This is a genomic window from Chryseobacterium tagetis, assembly GCF_016735585.2.
Lineage (GTDB): Bacteria > Bacteroidota > Bacteroidia > Flavobacteriales > Weeksellaceae > Chryseobacterium > Chryseobacterium tagetis.
In genome coordinates, this window is the sequence record NZ_JAERSE020000004.1 from 285,515 (window position 1) to 306,489 (window position 20,975).

The window sequence follows — 20,975 nt, forward strand, 5'->3', positions numbered from 1 at the left end:
AATCTTCGGGAGGTTTTGTTTTTATTTTAAATTAAAAATTCTTCTAAGGATAAGGAGCAATTTCCACTTCCAGTCCTTCCATTTCTGGAACAATATGTAATTGGCAACCCAATCTGCTGTTGCTTTCCACATGGAACGCTTCAGCTAACATTGCATCTTCTTCAGCACCCATTTCAACCAATCCCGGATCGTTTATTACATATACCTGACAAGAAGCACACATGGCCATTCCTCCGCAAACTCCGATCGTTCCCTCTTCTGCCAATTCATATGAACGGATGATTTCCATTAAGTTCATGGACATATCCGTAGGAGCTACAATATCGTGAGTTACACCTTCTCTGTCGGTGATTTTTATATTAATATCTGACATAATTTTGCAAAATTAGTCAATTTTTTTCACAACTGCCTTCTCTGCTTCTTTTCTGCTTCCGTCGAAACCATCTACACCACTTACTGTTGTATATTTCAACACGAATTTTTTACCCGGATTTAATCTGTTGTAAACACTTTGACACATCAAAGTAGCTTCATGGAAACCACAAAGAATCAATTTCAATTTCCCTGGATACGTATTAATATCACCGATTGCGTAGATTCCATCGATGTTTGTCTGATAATCTAATGCGTTATTTACAACGATTGCGTTTTTCTCGATGTTCAGTCCCCAGTTTCCGATTTCTCCTAATTTTGGAGTTAACCCGAATAATGGAATAAAGTAATCTGTTTCAATATCATAAGGATCTTGTCCGTCTACAGCAACCGTAATGGCTTCAACTTTTCCATCTCCTTTGATCCCTGTAACTTCAGCCGGAGTGATCAATTTAATTTTCCCCTGATTTTTTAAATCCTGAACTTTTTCTACAGAATCTAAAGCTCCACGGAACTCATTTCTTCTGTGGATCAATGTTACTTCACTTGCAACATTAGATAAGAAAACACTCCAGTCAAGTGCAGAATCTCCTCCTCCGGCGATCACTACTCTTTTATTTCTGAAATGTTCTGGTTCTTTTACGAAATACTCAAGACCTTTTTCTTCATAATCTGCAACATTTTCAAAAGTCGGTTTTCTCGGTTCGAAAGTTCCTAATCCGCCTGCAATAGCGATTGCTTTACATCTGTGAACAGTTCCTTTGTTAGTCACTACCTCAAACCATTCATCATCTACTTTAGTATAAGAAATCGCTGTTTCCCCTAAGGTAAATCCTGGCTGAAATTGCTTGATCTGCTCCATCAGATTATCTACTAATTCACCTGCATTCACAGAAGGATATCCCGGAATATCGAAAATAGGTTTTTTAGGATAAAGCTCTGCTAATTGTCCTCCTGGTTGAGGAAGTGCATCGATGATGTGACACTTCATTTTTAATAATCCTGCTTCAAATACAGCAAAAAGCCCCGTTGGTCCTGCTCCTATGATCAATATATCGGTCGTTATCATAATTATAAGATAATTTAATTATACTTGTAGCTGCAAATTTACTAATTTTAATGCGAAGCATATTTAATTCATTCTAAATAAAAAACTGAGATTTGTCAAATACTAAGAAAAACTGGCCTCAAAATTTGGCAACCTTTTTGTAAAAGTCTTATTATGAAGAAAATTTTAAACCTTATTGCGATATTGATGTTCTCTCTGAGTTTTGCTCAAATAGACAATGTTGCAAACGGTGAATCCATCACACTTAGAATTCATTATGGGTTTCTGAATGCCGGAAGTGCAACACTTACTGCCCAAAATACTACCTATAAAGGAGCTCCTCATTTGTACGTAAAAGGAACCGGGCAAACTACGGGTGCTGTAAGAGCTTTTTTCAAAGTAGATGATTTATACGAAAGCTATATAAATATTCATACGGGATTACCCAGTTTCTATGTAAGAAATGTAAAAGAAGGAAGCTATCGTCAGCATTTTGAAACCACCTTCAATCATGATAATAGCACTTTGATTTTAACTGATAAAAAAACACCTGCAAACGGTTCTAAAGTCATAAAATCTGTGAAAGGAGTTCAGGATATGCTTTCCTGCTTCTACTATTTAAGAAGTAAAAGTCCTGCTGAATTAAAAACAGGGACCATCATCAACATGAATGTCTGGATTGATGATGAAATGTTTCCTTTTCAATTAAAAGTAGTTGGTACGGAAAATTTAAAAACAAAATTTGGAACTATAAACTGTCTGAAAATTATCCCATCTGTAAAAAGCGGAAGAGTTTTTAAAGAAAAAGAAGGAGTAACAATGTGGGTTTCTAATGACTACAACCATATTCCTATGCTCCTGAAAGCAGAATTAGCAGTTGGTTCTTTAAAGGCTAGTATTGATGATTATAAAAATGTAAAATACCCTTTAAAGTTTACACAATAACATCATTAATTTTTTGATATAACCAGTTTCGGCTGCCCTTCGGGCAGCCGAAACTGGTTATATCTCTCTCAATAATATTCACCTTTTCTAATCGCATAAAATGAAAAGTTTTCATTTTTATTAATGACTCAATGTAATACATTTTCAATATCGGTTGTCATGAATGTATAAGCCTAAGAACATCATGAAAACCAAATTACTCTTCACACTCATATTGTTTTCCTGCTTCATGTACTCGCAGAAAAAGGAAGACGAAACTATTGTAAGAAAGAAAATGCTCATTGCAAAAACCTCATCTTCCCCAAAAATTGATGGGATTTTGGATGATGCAGTATGGCAAAACGCTCCGATTGCCACCAACTTCATTGAACGAAATCCAAACAACGGAAAACCACAGGCAGATTCCATAAAAACTGAAGTAAGGATTTTATATGATGACACCGGTATTTATTTCGGAGCACAGATGTATGATCCGACTCCCAATAAAATTGCTAAAGAACTGACGGAAAGAGATGGCATCAACAATGATGATTTCTTTGGGGTTGCACTGAACGGTTACAATGACAAACAACAGAGCTTAGAATTTGTGGTGACTGCTGCAGGTGTTCAGTATGATGCAAAACTTACTACAGATGGTGAAGACGATACCTGGAACTCGATCTGGTACAGCGGTGCAAAGATCAATGAAAAAGGTTGGGCGGTAGAGATAAAAATTCCTTATTCGGAACTAAGGTTTCCTAAAAACAATGTTCAGGAATGGGGTATGAATATATTCCGGAGAATTCAGAGAATTAAAGCGTCTTATGACTGGAATTTTGTAGACAATGCAAAAAACTCTTACACTCTTTTTGACGGGGTCTTACAAGGAATTGAAAACATCAATCCTCCTACCCGATTGTCTTTTACTCCTTATTTTTCTACATATGTCAACAGTTTTGACGGAAAAACCACTTCAAGCTTTAATGGCGGAATGGATGTAAAATATGGAATTAATGATGCTTTTACTTTTGATATGACTTTAATTCCGGATTTCGGGCAGGCTAATTTTGATAATTCTATTTTAAATCTAACGCCTTTTGAACAACAGTTTTCCGAGCAAAGAACTTTCTTTACGGAAGGAACCGAATTATTCAGCAAAGGAGGAATGTTTTATTCAAGAAGAGTGGGCGGAGAGCCGTCGCGTTATCCGGCAATCAACGACAACGAAGAAGTAACCGAATATCCTGCAAAAGTAAAATTATTTAATGCTTTTAAAATTTCCGGAAGAACAAAAAAAGGATTGGGAATCGGCTTTTTCAATGGAGTCACTCAAAAAATGGAAGCTACCATTCTCAATACAGAAACCGGAGAAACCAGAAAGGAAGTGGTAGAACCGTGGACGAATTACAATGTATTGGTTTTCGATCAAAGATTTAACGGAAATTCTTCTGTATCATTAATCAATACAAATGTTACGAGAGACGGAAATTTCAGAGATGCGAACGCAACGGGACTTCTTTGGGATCTCAACAACAAGAAAAATATGTATAAAACCTTCGGAAGTGTGAAAGGAAGCTGGGTAATGGATGAAGGAACAAAATTCGGAACAAAAGCCGAAGCCGGACTGGAAAAAATTGCAGGAAAGCACCGTTTCAGTCTTAACGGAAACCTGACCACAAAAGACTGGGACATTAATGATGTAGGATTTTCAACAAAAACAAACTTCGCCAATTACAATGCTTGGTATGGATACAGAATTTTGCAGCCGACCAAAACATTCAACAATATCTATTTAAATTTTAACCTGAATTATTATCATAGATTAGAGCCTTTTATCTTCCAGAATTTTGTTTTCAATCATAATAATAGCTTTACAGATAAAAACTTCAGAAGCTTCGGTGGAGGAATTGAGTTTACACCTTTCGGTCAGAATGATATTTATGAACCCCGCACTTTTGGAAGGCATCTTAACGTTCCCGGATATTTCGATTCTTGGGTTTGGTTTGAAAGTGACAGCCGAAAAAAACTGCAGTATAATTTCACGATAGATTATTATGCATTTGATGAAAAAGGAAGAAATCAGGTGTTTACCAACTTTGGAGTTCGTTATCGGTTTTCAGATAGATTCAATGTACACTGGAGTTTTAATCCAAGTTTCAGTAATAATGAAACCGGTTTTGCAGGGAAAAACGACACCGATATTTTCATTGGAAGAAGACAAAGAAACACGTACGAAAATGCTTTAACCTCCAAATATACTTTTAATGAAAAAACTGCTCTTAGCTTAACATTCCGACATTATTTTTCTGATGTTACCTATAAACAGTTTTATACTTTAAATCAGGACGGGAATTTGGCTGAAACCGATCTTTTTAACAAAAATCTAAACGGAACATATAATGCATGGAATGTTGACCTCAGATTTTCATGGTGGTTTGCTCCGGGAAGCCAGCTGACTTTATTATACAGAAATGCCACTTCAAATTATCTTGAAACCTCAAGATTGAATATGGCAAAAAATTATGATATGCTTTTCAGTGAGCCTACTGTGAATAATTTCTCATTAAAACTTACCTACTTTTTAGATTATAATCGCGTGAAAAGCTGGACAAAGAAAAAAAGTGTAAAAAGCTAATACCCGAAGTAATTTTTTATGAATACAGTTTTTAATTACGTTTTGTTTCTTAGGTCAGTAATTAAAAACAGAAAACCTCCGAAAATTTCGGAGGTTTGATTTTGATTTTCTTATCATTTAGTGTTTAGTGTTTATTTTCATCATTGGTGTTTTTAGAAATCAAAATCCGTGTCTAGTCTACTCTTAACAATAAAGTTTTGTTCTTTTTGTTGATACAAAGATACCAACAGTTAAAAATACATCCAGCACAAACAGCGTAGATATATTTCGTAGAAACCGTAGATATTTATCTACAAAACTACTTATTGGTTATTTTTTATCAGTTCTATCAACTCTACCAAATTTTCAATTTCAAGCTTATCAAAAATTCTTCTTTTAATTGTACTTACCGTGTTTTGCTTCACGTCTAGTTTTCCTGCAATTTCCAAATTTCCCAATCCTTCAGCATACATTTCTGCAATTTGCAACTCTCTTTCCGTTAGACTCGACAGAGGATTTATCAAATTAGGATTTTTCATTGAACTTTTAAGTAAAGCCTGAGTGACCGAAGAAATATACTCTCCAGAATCGAGCATTTTCCTAATTGCCCGCTCTATTTCTTCTTCTTCATTCATCTTGCTTAGAAAGCCATCTGCACCTGCATTCAGATACCTAAGTGAATATATGTTTTCATCAATACCTGTAAAAATCAGAATTTTCATTTCCGGTCTCATTTTTTTGAGTTCCGCCAAGATTGAAAGACTATTTCCATCAGGAAAATGAGCATCTATAATAGCAATATCGATGGGATTTAATTTAACCGAGTCCAATAGCTGCTGCAGATTGGATGCATGAAAAAGCTCATGCTCTATTTTAAAATCTTCTAATAAAAAAGTAATACCCTGCCTTATCAGACTGTGGTCGTCTGCCAGTAAAAAACGGGTGGTTTTATTATCTGATTGATTCATTTATTAAGATTTAAATTAACTGTGAAGACAACTGTCGTTCCTTTTCCTACTTCGCTGGTTACGGATATGTTCCCTTGATATAATTCTACAATTTCTTTACATAAACTCAGCCCTAAACCGGCACCCAAGTTTTCAACATTTTCAGATAAAATCCCCTGATAATACGGTTCAAAAATTTTTTCTATGTCTGAATGAGAAATTCCAATCCCAGAATCTTCTATTTTTGCAGTTAAAGAAATCATATCTTCATTAATAGGAACTGTCGTTACTGAAACTTTAATTTCTCCATTTTCAGTAAACTTATTCGCATTGCCCAGAATATTCATAAAAACCTGATTGATCTTTTTATTATCAGAGAAAACAATAAGATCAGGATTTATATTTTCGTTGATGATAAATGCATTGTTTCTTGTTTCGATATAAGGTTCAATAGCATTTAAAATAGATTTAATTTCATTTTTAAGATTAAAAACGACAGGAATCAACTTATTTTCCACTGCCTGGTTTTTGGTATATTCCAAGATCTGATTTGCCTGAATCAACAATGTATCGTTCGTGAAACTTATGGATTTAAGGTATTCTTTGATCTTCTCATCATCCGTTTTTTTATTAATTCTATTAATGAAAAGACCAATTATTTTGAGTGGAGATCGCAATTCGTGACTCAACATTCCCAAAATCCTGTTTTTAAAATTTAAGTTTTCCTTAATCTGTTTATTGGCGTCATTCAATTTTCGTTCGTAGATAAATGCTATTCTTGTTAAGAACATGATTAAAATCGATACAATAAACATCAGAATCATCGCCCCGAATATCAGATATTTTCTAACCTGATTATTTTTTGAATTTTGTTTTTCGTATTCTTTCTCCAGGTTTGATTTAGATTCTTTAATGGCAGATTCATAAATATTCATCAGACCATTACTGTATATCAAAAGATTACTGAATATTTCATGAAATTCCCTGCTATTATTCTCCTTATTAGCTACATTCACCTGAATTTTTTTAACTTCTTTGGAGTAGTGATTATTCACCACATTCATGATGCTGTCAAAATCCGACTTTATAAGTGTAGAAATGGGTGTTTGACTCTGCTTTAGTGTAACAACAGTGCTGTCTTTTCGAATAGTTTCTTTACCGGATATAGCATCTCCCAAACGTCCTAACAATCCCTTTTTCTTTACAGTGTCTGTATAATTTTTAGTTTCTACATTGAATTTCTCAAAATTATACTCCAGATTGTATTTTTTTATTTTGGAAAGATTATCCGGTGCAAGAGTAGATTTAACAGAAAAATTATAGGTAGAATCTACCAACACTTTAAATTTTTTTATCCCTAATGAATCTTTTTTCAGTAATGCTGCTAATGTATTTTTTAGTTTTAAATTTTTATTTTCATAAAAATCAATACTGTCAAGATTTTTCCCCAGTTTATTGAGTGATGCAAAATAAGAATTCAGAAATGCGGGATCATTACTCCTCACATATTTTTGAAGATAATTCTGAGCATTGAGGAGTTCTTTTTTAGAATTATCTGTCAATTCTTCCATTCCCCGAAAATCTTTCAGCTGATTTTCAATAAAAGTTAAATTTTTCTTATGAACAAATTCATTGTAAAAATATCCTGCTATCAATATTTGTATCAATAAAATACATATAATAAGAGCATAATGAATTATTTTTCTCGATTTAAAATTTAACAACTCTACAAACATTTACGACCTGGTGGTTTTTTGTGTAAAATAAAAAATCCTGTAAATTATTTTTTACAGGATTTTATTTTTTTATAATGTTTTAAACTGTTCTAAAGTTCTGATATCATTTTCAAAGAACATTCTGATGTCGCTCATTTGATAAAGAAGCATTACGATTCTTTCGATACCCATTCCGAAAGCGTATCCTGAATATTTATCGGCATCAATGTTTACGTTTTTCAAAACAGCAGGATCTACCATTCCGCAACCCATGATTTCCAACCAGCCTGTTCCTTTGGTAATTCTGTAGTCAGTCTCAGAATTTAATCCCCAATACACATCAATTTCAGCACTCGGCTCTGTGAAAGGGAAATAAGAAGGTCTCAATCTAATCTTAGACTTTCCGAAAAGTTCAGTAGTAAAGAACTGAATTGTCTGCTTTAAATCCGCAAAGCTTACATTCTCATCAATATATAACCCCTCGATCTGATGGAAAATACAGTGTGAACGTGAAGAAACTGCTTCATTACGGAATACTCTTCCCGGAGACAAGATTCTGATCGGCGGCTGATTTTCTTCCATATAACGGATCTGAACCGAAGAAGTGTGCGTTCTCAGCAAAATATCCGGATTCTGTTCGATAAAGAAAGTATCCTGCATATCTCTCGCCGGATGATATTCCGGAAGGTTTAATGCCGTAAAATTATGCCAGTCATCTTCAATTTCCGGTCCGTCTGCAACAGCAAAACCGATTGATTTAAAGATTTCAATAATTCTGTTTTTCACCAAATTGATTGGATGTCTTGAACCTAGATCTAACGGGAAAGCTGGTCTTGTTAAATCCTCTTTCTCTAAGATAATAGAAGATGCGGAAGCATTTTTTAAATCCTCCAGCTTTACATTAACAGCATTCTTAAGTGTATTGATCTTCTGTCCGAATTCTTTCTTCTGATCGTTTGGAACTTCTTTAAATTTTTCAAAAAAATCGTTCAGAATTCCTTTTTTACCATTGTATTTGATTCGGAAGTTTTCAATTTCTTCTTTTGATGTGGTACTGAAGCCGTTTACTTCAACTAGTAATTCTTCTATCTTTTCTATCATTGTTTTACCCTTTCAAAATGTTTTGCAAAAATACGATTTTTCAACGGAATAATTTTCCTTAAACTGTTAAAAAAAATCTGCCTCTTTTCGGGGGCAGACTATAATCACTTATTTTATCTTAATAAAAATTATTTTTTTTCTAAAGCTTTTACATTAATCTGCAGTGTCACCTCATCTTTAATCACCCCATTTTCAGCAGGTGCCTGAAATTTCACTCCAAATTCTTCTCGCTGTATATCTTTAGGCTCGGTTGCTATACTTACTACTCCGTCTTTTAATGACACATTGGCTTTAAAAGCAATAGGTTTTGTAATTCCTTTAATGGTTAAATTACCATCCAAAAGCGTATTATAATCTCCTTCTGCTAAAGGAGTAATCTTGGTAATTTCATAAGAAGCTGTAGGAAATTTTTCAACCTCAAAAAAGTCCCCGCTTTTCAGGTGTCCGTTTAATTTCTCCAGCTGATCTGTATCATCTTTTAAATCAACAGACGTCAAAGAATTCATATCAGCAACAAATTTTCCGCTTTCAAGCTTTTCATCTTTTACAGTAACATCCCCGCTTTCAAATTTTATAGTTCCGAAATGACTGGTACTTTCAGATTTTAAAATTTTATATCCTTTCCATTCTACTCTACTGTTCAGGGTGTCCAGAATAAACTGATTACCTTCTTTAGTCGTTACAATTTCATTACTATCGCTCGTCAGTGGTTTCTCTTTGTTACAAGAAACAGCAACTGCAGCAACAAGAAAAGTGGGAATCGCCAATAAAAACAGCTTTTTTTTCATTTTCATAAATTTTCATTACCACAGCTAATATAATAAAAATCTTTGCTCCTTCAAACATATCATTTTATTACATTTGTATTATGCTATTAGAAATAAACAATTTATACTTCTCACATACAAAAGAAAAACCTCTGTTTCAGAACCTTAATCTGAAATTCGAAGCCGGTAAAATAATTGCACTGGCTGGAGAAAGCGGATGCGGAAAATCTACTTTACTGAGTCTGATGTATGGTCTATTGGATTGGGAAAGTGGAGAAATTATTTTTGATGGGCAAAAACTAATGGGTCCTAAAGGAAACCTTGTTCCGGGAGAAGCCGACATGAAATTTGTCGCTCAGAATTTTGACTTAATGCCTTATGCTACAGTTGCTGAAAATGTGGGAAAATTTATTTCTAATATTAATTTAGCACAGAAAAAAGAAACCGTTTCAGAACTTCTTGAGGTAGTCGGACTATCAGAATATGCGAATGTTTTACCCAAATATCTAAGCGGCGGACAACAACAAAGAGTGGCCATTGCAAGAGCGCTTTCTGTTTTGCCGAAACTCTTGATTTTAGATGAACCGTTCAGCAATCTTGATTTTCCCAGAAAAGTTGAGCTTCGTGAAAAGCTGTTTTCTTATGTAAAACAGAATAAAATATCTTTAATCATTTCCACCCATGAGCTTCAGGATATCATTCCTTGGCTCGACCAGATTATTGTGCTTCAGAACGGGCGATTAATCCAAAATGACAACCCTGAAGAAACTTTTAAAAATCCTTACAACTCGTATGTTGCCAAACTCTTTGGAGAAGTAAATATTTTTGACGAAACAGAAGTCACAGATTTTGATCTCAAGAAATTTTCCTACTATCCGAAAGAAATCAGTATTTCTGAAAATGGTATGGAGGCAGAAGTGTTGGAAAGCAGATTTGCCGGAAATTTTTACTGGAATAAAGTAAAAACAAAAAACAAGGAAATCATTCTATATACGGATGAAAAGCTAAACAATCCTATCAAAATTTCGTTCATTTAAACTCGCACAACCTTCACGTTTCCTTACACTTATACTGTTAAAATTTTAATAAAAAAAGTACAAATGTAAGAATCGGGTTTAAACTTTTCTTACATTTGTACTTACACAGTATAAGGAAACTTTTGGTTAATTCTCTTTCTGCCCTTGAGACAAAATTAGCAGTCCTGCAATCAGTCTTTGGAAGATTACCCTATCCAATTTTTTCCTTTTTTTTATGCCTTTTTCACAAACTCAGATTTTAGGGCCATTGCTCCGAATCCATCGATTTTGCAGTCAATATTATGATCACTATCTGGTCTCAGACGGATATTTTTTACTTTCGTTCCCGCTTTTACAGGTTTTGGGGCTCCTTTTACAGGAAGATCTTTCATTACAATGACTGAATCTCCGTTTTGTAATTCATTTCCGTTAATGTCCAGAATTTTATCATCATTTCCGGCTTCTGCAGGATCCCATTCGTGGAAACACTGGCTACAAACCATCAAACCATCCTGCTCATAGGTAAACTCTGAGCTGCATTTCGGACAAAGTACAGTATCACTCATATTTTTAATTTTTACAAAGGTAGGATTTTCAAACGAGTTGCGAGTTTCGCGATACGGGTTTAAGCAACGTTTACAACAGGAATATCGAAACTCCAAAACACGAAACTCGTATCTCAACTTAAATTCGTATTTTTGCAGATTCAAAATAGCAGAACCCAATTTTATGGAACTTATTCACAGAAACTTAGCCATCGGAATTCACGATGCTTTACAGGAAACATTTTTCGAGAAAAATAAATATGCCGACAAAGTAATCGAAAGACTTTTAAAAGCCCATAAAAAATGGGGAAGCCAAGACAGAGCCGTTGTTTCTGAAATTTTCTATAATATCATCCGTTGGAAAAAACGTCTGGAATACTATATGGGTGAAGGCGTGAAACCTAATAACATCTACAAACTGATTATCGCTTATCTTCTTTGGAGCAAAACCAATTATAAAAAGTTTGAAGAATTTGACGGAATCAAGATTGCTGATATTTTAACCAAGCTTAAAAAAAATACCGTTCCTACCAAAGCAATAGAACATTCTATTCCTGATTGGCTGGCTGAAACATTAGAAAAAGAATTAGGTGAAAAATGGGAAAAAGAAATGATCGCTTTGAACGAGCAGGCTCCTACAGTTTTAAGAGCAAACTCTTTAAGAACTACACCCAAAGAGCTTATTTCAGATCTTTCTGATGAGAATATCGTTGCTTATCCTATCAAAAATTATCCTGATGCTGTGCAACTTGAAGAAAAAAAGAATGTTTTTCTTACGACTGCTTTCAAAGAAGGATTATTTGAGGTTCAGGATGCTTCTTCACAAAAAATCGGATATTTTCTTGATGTAAAAGAAGGGCAAAGAGTTGTAGATGCTTGTGCAGGTGCAGGTGGAAAAACCCTTCACTTGGCTGCTTTAATGCAGAATAAAGGACAGATAATTGCTTTAGATATCTTCGAATGGAAATTAGCCGAATTGAAACGTCGTGCAAAAAGAGCCGGAGCTCACAACATCGAAACGCGTATGATTTCTGACAACAAAGTAATCAAAAGACTTCATGAAAAAGCAGACAGATTGCTTATTGACGCTCCATGTTCAGGACTTGGAGTTTTGAAAAGAAATCCAGACAGCAAATGGAAAATTGATCAGGATTTTATCGACAGAATCAAAAAAGAACAACAGCAGATTCTTCAGGATTATTCTAAAATGCTTAAAAAAGGAGGAAAAATGGTATATGCCACTTGTTCTATCCTACCTTCTGAAAACAATTTACAGGTTGATGAATTTATTAAAAACAACCCTAATTTTAAGATGATCAAAGACGAAAAAGTAATGCCTAGTCAAGGTTATGACGGATTCTACATGGCTCTGATCGAAAGAATTTCTTAAGATACCCGGAAATACAATATATAAACTACTCTATTTTTTGGAGTAGTTTTTTTGTAAGTAACATTTTTAAATTTTTTAGACTAATTATAAAATTCAAAGAATTATCTTAATATAATTTAAAATTATCTTTGCGAAAAACCTGTTTTAATTATGTATCAAAGAATTTTATTAAGTTTTTTCACCTTTTTATACTGTTTTACTTTTGCACAGACTTATGAAGTGCAATATACCAGTTCCTATAACGGAAAAGTATTGACGGAGCAGTCTCCGACATTGGTTTGGGCAAATGAAAAGGAAAATTACATCTTAAACAATAAAATCAGGGAACAAAAAGCCGATTTTCCGTTTGAGCTTACAAAGGTTGAAAAACCGTCAAACACAGTTATTTCTTATGCTTTTTTAAAGCCTGAGGAAATTATTTCTGCTTCTGATGCAGAATCTGTGGGAAAACAGACTTTTGAATTCACCAATGAAACAAAAAAAATCCTGGGTTACACCTGTAAAAAGGCAGTTACTAAAATCAATTCAAATACAATTGAAGTATGGTACACCAATGAGCTGAAAATTCAGGGAGGACCTTCCACAATAGGTCAAAATCTCGGTTTTGTTTTAGAAATCGAAAGAAATAAAAATTCGCTCATTACAGCAAATTCCATTAAAAAAGTAAAAAAAACGGACATCAATGCGATTCTTAAAGGCTCTATTAATTCTACGGATCAATTAGGTTATAAAGATCTTCTCTGGAAAAGCAGATTTACCACTTTAAAAGTTTTTGACAATGAGACCATCAATTTTTCCGATGCTTCGAAATCTGACGAAAATGTAAAACGTTTTGCAAACGGAACCATTATTCTTAAAAAAATTAAGTTTCCAACAATTACTGAAGGAGAAAATATTTTCGTTGAATTGAAACAGCAGTCAAACGGCGATGCCTATGACAGAACCGGAACCGTATTTTTTATTCCTCAGGATAAACCTCAATCTTTCTTTAACGGATTGGAGAAAGGGGCAAAAACACTTCCTGTTTACGGAAACGGAAAACAGTACTTTGGAGTAGCTGCTACGGAAAATTACAATCCTCCTGTTGAAATGATGAGATTTTTCACAGCTTTCGGAATCAATAAATTCAACCACATTCAATTAAAAGATAAAAACTGGCAGACAATTAGTCCTTACCGTCAAGACATTACAGATCTTAAACCGTCTTTATCGGAAAAAGAATTATGGATCGGAACATTTATTGGAAACTACGACAAAGGCGGTCACAAAGTGAGTCTGGAAATCACCATTCATAAAAGCGACCAGAATATTTATAAAAACAATACAGTAATTCCTCTATTCAATACATTAAACATTATGGAAATGGCAGGACAGGATTATTCCACGATGTTCAACCAGGATAAAGGACTGTTTGTAGAATTCACGTTGAAAAAAGATTTGAAAAACGCACAATTAAAATATATCACAACAGGTCATGGCGGATGGGAAAATGGCGACGAATTCGTTCCTAAAACCAATTCTATTTTTCTTGATGGAAAAATGACTTACTCTTTTGTACCATGGAGATCAGACTGCGGTTCTTACCGTCTTTACAATCCGGCATCCGGAAATTTTGCAGACGGACTTTCTTCTTCAGATTTAAGCAGATCGAACTGGTGTCCCGGAACCGTTACCAATCCTAATTTCATTCCGCTTGGAGATTTAAAAGCCGGAAAACATACTATTCAGGTTAAAATTCCGCAAGGTCCTACAGAAGGAACCAGCTTCAGTTCATGGAATATTTCAGGGGTTTTATTAGGTACCGAATAAAAAAAACCTTCTTGCAAGAGTTCTTGCAAGAAGGTAAAAACACAAATGATGAAAAAAAATTATTTCGAACAACAAATAAACGACAAAAAAATAGGAAATTAATTATCATAGATTAATTTTTTTTTAGTTTTTATTTCGTAAATAGTAACAGGTATCAATTAAAATTTTACTTTAAAATAAAACAAAAACACACTTACATAGTAAAATTTAAATCAAAAAAACATTAAAAAAATAAAAATTCATCCAATTAAACTTTTTTGTTTGTTATTTTTAAATACACCTTCTACATTTGTTACCTATTAAAAAACAAAAAAATGTGTGGAATCGTATGTTTGTTTGATGCCAAACAAAAAACAGAAATATTAAGACCTCAGGTTTTGGAAATGTCTAAAAAAATCCGCCACAGAGGTCCAGATTGGAGCGGGGTGTTTCAAAATGATAAAATAATTTTCTCTCATGAGAGATTGGCTATTGTAGATCCTACTTCAGGAAAACAGCCTTTATTCACCAAAGACGAGAAAGTTGTATTAGCTGTGAATGGAGAGATTTACAATCATCAGGAACTTAAAAAAGAATTTCCTGATTATGAATTTCAAACCCAGTCAGACTGTGAGGTAATCTTAGCGCTTTACAGAAAGTACGGAAAAGACTTCTTAGAAAAACTAAACGGAATTTTTGCCTTTTCTTTATACGATATTGAAAACGATATTTATCTTATCGCCAGAGATCATATGGGAATCTGTCCATTATATCATGGCTGGGATAAAAACGGGAGCTATTATGTAGCCTCAGAATTAAAAGCTTTGGAGGGCATTTGCAAAACCATAGAAACTTTTCTTCCGGGACATCTTCTGTACAGCAAAGACGGAAGCGACCTTCAACAATGGTACAAAAGAGATTGGGAAAATTTTGATGCGGTAAAAGATAACGAAACTGATATTGCAACCTTAAGAAAAGGACTTGAAGATGCCGTTCACAGACAATTGATGAGCGATGTTCCTTATGGTGTTTTACTTTCCGGCGGTTTGGATTCTTCTGTGATTTCAGCGATTACCGCAAAATTTGCCAGACAGAGAATTGAAAGCGGGGACACACAGGAAGCTTGGTACCCAAGATTGCACAGTTTTGCAGTTGGCTTGGTCGGTTCTCCTGATTTAGCAGCCGCAAAAAAAGCAGCTGAGCATATTGGTTCTGTTCATCATGAGGTAAATTTCACTATTCAGGAAGGATTAGATGCCATTCGCGATGTGATTTATCATTTGGAAACTTATGATGTAACTACGATAAGAGCTTCGACTCCGATGTATCTTTTGGCAAGAGTTATTAAATCTATGGGAATCAAAATGGTGCTTTCGGGAGAAGGTTCTGATGAATTATTTGGAGGTTATTTGTATTTCCATAAAGCTCCGAATGCCAAAGAATTCCATGATGAAACAGTGAGAAAACTAGGAAAACTTCACCTTTATGACTGTTTAAGAGCCAACAAAGCCTTAATGAGTTGGGGAATTGAAGGCCGTGTTCCTTTTCTGGATAAAGAATTTATGGATATTGCCATGACGATCAATCCTAAAGACAAAATGATCAATACAGCCGAAGGGAAAATCGAAAAATGGGTTTTAAGAAAAGCCTTTGAAGATATTCTTCCAGAATCTATTGTATGGAGACAAAAAGAACAGTTTTCCGATGGAGTTGGCTATTCTTGGATCGATACTTTAAAAGAAATCGCTGAAAAAGAGGTGACTGATGAAATGATGGTCAATGCCAAATTCAGATTTCCTTTAAACACTCCTCAGAATAAAGAGGAATATCGATACAGAACGATTTTTGAAGAGCATTTCCCAAGTGAAACAGCCGCCGCAACAGTTCCTTCAGTTCCTTCGGTAGCTTGCTCAACACCAATTGCACTGGAATGGGATGAAGCTTTCAAAAAAATGAACGACCCGAGCGGAAGAGCCGTAAAAGTACATGAAACTTCTTATGACAAATAATGAGAAATTATAAGCTGTTAAGTATGAGTTAAATTAACCTAATTTTTGACTCATAATTTTCAGCTTTACAATGAAAATTTATCAATCCTGTAGCAATACAGGATTTTCTTTTGAATTTACGTTAATAATATTGTCAGATTTTAACCGTTAATCAAAAATAATATATAATAAATAATTATATTTGGAAATCGAAAATTCAATTATAAGAAAATGAAAAGAAACATTACTATCTTTTTTGCTTTATTATCCATGAGTTTTGCTTTTGGACAAGGTAAATTTGCCAAATATTTAAACTCAAAGAAACTTGCTTTAGCGTACAAGACCGTAAAGGATAACGAAAAAGATGATTACTATCAACAATACTATTGGCTTGCAAAAGCTGAATATCTTAAAACATATCCGCATCTTAAGGATGTAAAACCTGTCGTTTTATATGAGTTTGTAAAAAAAGTAAATCCTCAGAACCCTACTAAAAAATTGGATGCAAGAGGAAAAGAACTTAGAGCAACAGCAGAATTATCTCTTAACCAGTATTTCAAAAACAAAAACTTTGATAACAATTCTGTATTGATGTACAATCTTGAAACGTATGTAGATCCTTCTCAAGGTGAATATTTCACAAAGGTTGACCCTGAAAAAATCAAAGAACTGGTACCGAAAGAATTATTTGCTTTCAATTCATTAAACAAAAAAACAAAGGAAGAACAGACGTATTATCTTTGGATCGACAAGAAAAAAGATGATTTCAATATTGTAGATATCATTCCTAATGAAAAAGAAGATAAAGCATTCTATACAAGACTAAGACAATATCTTCCGAATTACAAATTTTCAAAATACGTTCCATCGGTAAAGAAAGGATCAAAATCTGATAAAACGGATGTAGATTACTACTACATCATGCCATTTGAGCAAAACACCGATAATATCGAGTACAAAACAAAAGATTTCAAAACTTACATTTTAAGCCAGTACAGAAAAGCGGGTGATGAATGGAAAGGAGTAGAAAAGCCTAGAAAATAAATCAAAAAGTCTTGTGAAATCTCGCAAGACTTTTTTAATTTTATATAGATTTCTTTATCTAAGTCACAGTTCGTATTATATACAATCTGTATCACGCGGGAATTTTTGCATGACAACCATGAAAATCCCAATAGCAGAGAAATCTAAATCTAAAAAAATGTCAGAAGTAATTTCGCAGCCCAATTCAATAAAAAAAGTTCTCCCTCTGATTCTTGCCACCGCAATTTTCATGCAGATGCTGGATTCTACCATTTTAAATACCTCTTTGCCTTCGATTGCGAAAGATCTTCAGGAATCTCCGCTCAATATGCAGAATGCGATTATCAGTTATGTTTTGACACTGGCTGTTTTCATGCCTGCAAGCGGATTTTTAGCAGACAGATTTGGAACAAAAAAAGTATTTATTTTTTCTTTAGTGCTTTTCAGTCTAGGTTCATTATTTTGTGCTTTATCTCAAAATCTGACCCATCTTGTGATTTCACGAGTAATTCAAGGAGTCGGAGGAAGTCTCATGACGCCCGTTGGAAAATTAGCGCTGATTAAAACTTTTGATAAAAACGAATTATTAAAAGCGATGAACTTCGCTATTATTCCTGCACTTATAGGACCTGTTTTGGGACCTTTGGTTGGTGGATATATGGTAGATTATCTTTCGTGGCACTGGATCTTTTTAATTAATATTCCGATTGGAATACTGGGAATTGTTTTAGGATTAAAATTTATGCCCAATTATACTTCAAAAGACGTAGATTTTGATTTGAAAGGCTTTTTAATTTTCGCTGCCGCTTCTCTCCTACTTTCTATTTCACTGGAGCTCTTTGGAGACATGCAAAACACAACGCCGGTTTTGGTTGTCTTTATTCTTGGCTTCCTTTTCATGTATTATTATTACAGACATGCAAAAAGAGACGACAGTCCTATTTTCCCTTTGAATTTATTTCAGGTGAGAACTTTCCGTGTAGGAATAATCGGGAATCTTGCCACAAGATTAGGAATCAGTGCGGTTCCTTTATTATTGCCATTAATGATACAGATCGCATACAAACAATCGGCGGTAACTTCCGGCTGGATCATCGCACCAATGGCAATCACCGCTATGTTCGGAAAATCGTACGTTATTAAAATTTTAGATAAATTCGGTTACAGACAAACTTTAATGACCAATACTTTTATCATTGGAACCTTAATCTGTTTATTGGCTATTCCAAATATCAATACTTCCTTATATTGGTTCATTCCGATTATTTCAGTGCTGGGGTTTTTCAATTCAATTCAGTTTACTTCCATGAATACCATTTCGATTGCTGATTTAAGGAATTTCCAGACCAGCAGCGGAAACTCATTATTGTCGGTCAACCAACAATTAGCCATCGGTTTTGGGATTGCTTTCGGATTGATTGTTTTAAAAATATTTGAAAACACAGACCTCATCAAAGGAGAAATTCACAATGCATTCCGATATACTTTCCTTACCGTAGGAATCCTCACTATTATTTCAGGACTTGTCTTTAGAAGGCTTCATATTTCGGACGGAAAAAACATGAAATCGAAAGAGGATTAAGAGGATTTACTACTTACCACAGATCAATGTTTTTGATCTTTAACTCCCCTACCTTTGCTATATAAATTACAATAATATGGCAACTAAAAATGTAGAAATGGTAGTGGCTCCAAAACCAGCCCATTTTGTAGGTGACGGTTTTAGAGTTCATAATTTTATTCCCGGAGTAAGCGGAATGGATATGAAAAGAATGGATCCTTTCATTATGCTTGATTATAATTCAAAATTTCATTTCAACGGAACTGAAAGCCCAAGAGGCGTAGGTGTACATCCTCACAGAGGTTTTGAAACCGTAACGATAGCTTATCAGGGAAAAGTACAGCATCACGACAGTGCAGGCGGCGGCGGAATTATCGGTAAAGGAGATGTACAATGGATGACTGCTGCAAAAGGCGTACTTCACAAAGAATATCACGAAACGGAATGGGCAAAAGAAGGCGGAATTTTTCAAATGGTTCAGCTTTGGGTAAACCTTCCTGCAACAGATAAAATGAGCGACCCAAAATATCAATCCATTAAAAGCTCTGATATGAAAATAGTAGATCTTGGCGAAAACGGATTGGTAGAAATCATTGCCGGAAGCTACAAAGATGAAAAAGGACCTGCAACCACTTTCAGTCCGGTACATATGATGAATGCTAAACTGAAAAAAGGAGGAAAAGCAGCGTTTGATTTCCCGGCAGAATTCAATACGGCAGCTTTGGTCATTGAAGGAAGCATTCTTGTGAACAGTGAAGAAAAAGTAAAAACAGATCATTTGGCTTTATTTAAAAATGAAGGTGAGAATTTCACTATTGAAGCCACAGAAGATGCTATCATACTGATCATAAGCGGACAACCTCTAAATGAACCGATCTATCCTCACGGTCCTTTTGTAATGAATTCCAGAGAAGAAATCATACAGGCTTTTGAAGATTACAACTTAGGAAAATTTGGCTATTTAGCTGACTAATAGAATTAAACAAAACTTAAAATCGGTTTATTTCTTTTTTTCTTAACTTTATATGATAGCATCGTAAGAATACATTGTTATTTTGAAAGAAGAAAAAATTCCGGCTTGTTATTATTAAAAATTAAATTTCAATCTTAATAACCTATTTGTAAAATTAAGGTTGAAATTAAATTCATTAAAGATCAGCTTCCAACCGGATCTCACAATAACAAAAAGCTTCAAAGCACCGTAAACATTAGAAAAATCACTACATTAGTTTAAACAAAATATAAAAACCTCATTACACATCATGTCAAACATAGGACTTATCATTGAAGAAAAATCAGCAGATATAGGAAACTTTTTAGTCGGAAGACTTTTACCTTTCCGTGAGAAAAGAGCAGTCGGACCATTTGTATTTATCGATCACATGGGACCTTCTGATTTGAAAGATTATCAGAATCTTGATGTTCCTCCGCATCCGCATATCGGATTATCCACTTTAACTTATCTTCTGGAAGGATCGATCTTTCACAGAGACAGTATCGGAAGTGCTTTAGAAATAAAACCGGGAGCTGTAAACTGGATGACTGCCGGAAAAGGTGTTGTACATTCGGAGAGAACTCCTGAATATTTAAGACATTCTGATAAAAAACTTCATGGTTTCCAAATCTGGGTAGGACTTCCCAAGCATTTGGAACAGTCTGAACCGACTTTTCATCATATTGAAGCAGAAGAAATTCCGGTTTGGGAAGAAGACGGAATTCAGTATAAATTGATTGCAGGAGAAGCGTTTGGAAGAACATCTCCGGTTCCGGTTCACAGCAAATTGTTCTTTATTGAAATCAAAACAAAAGAAGCTAAAAAGATCAGCATCGGAAAAGATCTTTACGGTGAAGCAGCGATGTATGTTTTAGACGGAACAGTGACTACGGACGGAAATTCTTACGGTTCAAAACAATTAATGATTGCCAAAGACACCAAATTGTGCGAATTCGAAATGAGCGAAAACGGAACGGTTTATCTTTTCGGAGGAGAGCCTTTTGAAGAAGAGCGTTTTATATTCTGGAATTTTGTAAATTCAAGCAAAGAAGTGATAGACGAAGCAAAGGTAAACTGGCACGATCAGAATCATGATGCTTTTCCTTTGGTTCCGGGCGACGAACAAGAATATGTTCCGCTTCCTAAAGCTATTTTAAACAGAAAACCGTAAGAAAATTTAAA

The 20,975-nt window shown here is 34.5% G+C and carries 17 protein-coding genes; 10 read left to right on the top strand and 7 right to left on the bottom strand.

Annotated elements, in window-relative coordinates; translation table 11 throughout:
* Nucleotides 1–43: 43 nt before the first annotated feature.
* Nucleotides 44–373: a 2Fe-2S iron-sulfur cluster-binding family protein gene (locus JI747_RS15230; RefSeq protein WP_225689746.1), complete on the bottom strand. Its 330-nt coding sequence runs from the start codon at nucleotides 371–373 to the stop codon at nucleotides 44–46.
* A gap of 12 nt (nucleotides 374–385) precedes the next feature.
* Nucleotides 386–1,441 carry an NAD(P)/FAD-dependent oxidoreductase gene (locus JI747_RS15235; protein WP_225689747.1) on the bottom strand — a complete coding sequence of 352 codons (1,056 nt, stop codon included), beginning with the start codon at nucleotides 1,439–1,441 and terminating at the stop codon, nucleotides 386–388.
* Nucleotides 1,442–1,594: 153 nt separating this feature from the next.
* Here JI747_RS15235 and JI747_RS15240 point away from each other — a divergent pair, with 153 nt between their 5' ends.
* The gene (locus JI747_RS15240) at nucleotides 1,595–2,365 is read left to right on the top strand and encodes a DUF3108 domain-containing protein (protein ID WP_225689748.1); all 771 of its coding nucleotides are present in this window, start codon (nucleotides 1,595–1,597) and stop codon (nucleotides 2,363–2,365) included.
* A gap of 184 nt (nucleotides 2,366–2,549) precedes the next feature.
* The gene (locus JI747_RS15245; protein ID WP_225689749.1) at nucleotides 2,550–4,979 is read left to right on the top strand and encodes a DUF5916 domain-containing protein; all 2,430 of its coding nucleotides are present in this window, start codon (nucleotides 2,550–2,552) and stop codon (nucleotides 4,977–4,979) included.
* Nucleotides 4,980–5,281: 302 nt separating this feature from the next.
* Here JI747_RS15245 and JI747_RS15250 read toward each other — a convergent pair whose 3' ends face one another.
* The 4 genes from JI747_RS15250 to JI747_RS15265 form a co-directional block, all read right to left on the bottom strand.
* On the bottom strand, nucleotides 5,282–5,926 hold the full coding sequence (locus JI747_RS15250; RefSeq protein ID WP_225689750.1) for a response regulator: 645 nt from the start codon (nucleotides 5,924–5,926) through the stop codon (nucleotides 5,282–5,284).
* A complete protein-coding gene (locus tag JI747_RS15255) occupies nucleotides 5,923–7,572 on the bottom strand; it encodes a sensor histidine kinase (RefSeq protein WP_225689751.1) in 1,650 nt (549 codons plus the stop codon). Before JI747_RS15255 ends, JI747_RS15250 begins: the two co-directional genes overlap by 4 nt.
* A gap of 138 nt (nucleotides 7,573–7,710) precedes the next feature.
* A complete protein-coding gene (gene pheS, locus JI747_RS15260) occupies nucleotides 7,711–8,721 on the bottom strand; it encodes a phenylalanine--tRNA ligase subunit alpha (RefSeq protein WP_225689752.1) in 1,011 nt (336 codons plus the stop codon).
* Between the two features lie 128 nt (nucleotides 8,722–8,849).
* Nucleotides 8,850–9,509 (bottom strand): YceI family protein, encoded by a 660-nt coding sequence (locus JI747_RS15265; protein ID WP_225689753.1) that lies wholly within the window; start codon nucleotides 9,507–9,509, stop codon nucleotides 8,850–8,852.
* A gap of 80 nt (nucleotides 9,510–9,589) precedes the next feature.
* On the opposite strand from JI747_RS15265, the gene JI747_RS15270 reads away from it, so the two are divergent.
* On the top strand, nucleotides 9,590–10,525 hold the full coding sequence (locus JI747_RS15270; protein WP_225689754.1) for a sulfate/molybdate ABC transporter ATP-binding protein: 936 nt from the start codon (nucleotides 9,590–9,592) through the stop codon (nucleotides 10,523–10,525).
* A gap of 212 nt (nucleotides 10,526–10,737) precedes the next feature.
* Here the strand turns inward: JI747_RS15270 and JI747_RS15275 are convergent, their stop codons facing one another.
* Nucleotides 10,738–11,070 (bottom strand): zinc ribbon domain-containing protein YjdM, encoded by a 333-nt coding sequence (locus JI747_RS15275; RefSeq protein WP_039364616.1) that lies wholly within the window; start codon nucleotides 11,068–11,070, stop codon nucleotides 10,738–10,740.
* Nucleotides 11,071–11,233: 163 nt separating this feature from the next.
* Here JI747_RS15275 and JI747_RS15280 point away from each other — a divergent pair, with 163 nt between their 5' ends.
* From JI747_RS15280 to JI747_RS15310, 7 genes are all read left to right on the top strand, one after another.
* Nucleotides 11,234–12,439: an RsmB/NOP family class I SAM-dependent RNA methyltransferase gene (locus JI747_RS15280; RefSeq protein WP_225689755.1), complete on the top strand. Its 1,206-nt coding sequence runs from the start codon at nucleotides 11,234–11,236 to the stop codon at nucleotides 12,437–12,439.
* Nucleotides 12,440–12,589: 150 nt separating this feature from the next.
* Complete coding sequence (locus JI747_RS15285) at nucleotides 12,590–14,248, top strand: GLPGLI family protein (protein ID WP_225689756.1); 1,659 nt, start codon at nucleotides 12,590–12,592, stop codon at nucleotides 14,246–14,248.
* A gap of 314 nt (nucleotides 14,249–14,562) precedes the next feature.
* Nucleotides 14,563–16,236, top strand: coding sequence for an asparagine synthase B (gene asnB, locus JI747_RS15290; RefSeq protein WP_225689757.1), 1,674 nt, complete (start codon nucleotides 14,563–14,565; stop codon nucleotides 16,234–16,236).
* A gap of 210 nt (nucleotides 16,237–16,446) precedes the next feature.
* Entirely contained in the window at nucleotides 16,447–17,259 is an 813-nt protein-coding gene (locus JI747_RS15295; RefSeq protein ID WP_225689758.1) for a hypothetical protein, read from the top strand.
* Nucleotides 17,260–17,416: 157 nt separating this feature from the next.
* Complete coding sequence (locus tag JI747_RS15300; RefSeq protein ID WP_225689759.1) at nucleotides 17,417–18,820, top strand: MFS transporter; 1,404 nt, start codon at nucleotides 17,417–17,419, stop codon at nucleotides 18,818–18,820.
* A 76-nt stretch (nucleotides 18,821–18,896) separates the two neighbouring features.
* On the top strand, nucleotides 18,897–19,772 hold the full coding sequence (locus JI747_RS15305; RefSeq protein ID WP_225689760.1) for a pirin family protein: 876 nt from the start codon (nucleotides 18,897–18,899) through the stop codon (nucleotides 19,770–19,772).
* A 289-nt stretch (nucleotides 19,773–20,061) separates the two neighbouring features.
* The gene (locus JI747_RS15310) at nucleotides 20,062–20,964 is read left to right on the top strand and encodes a pirin family protein (RefSeq protein WP_225689761.1); all 903 of its coding nucleotides are present in this window, start codon (nucleotides 20,062–20,064) and stop codon (nucleotides 20,962–20,964) included.
* Nucleotides 20,965–20,975 lie beyond the last annotated feature (11 nt).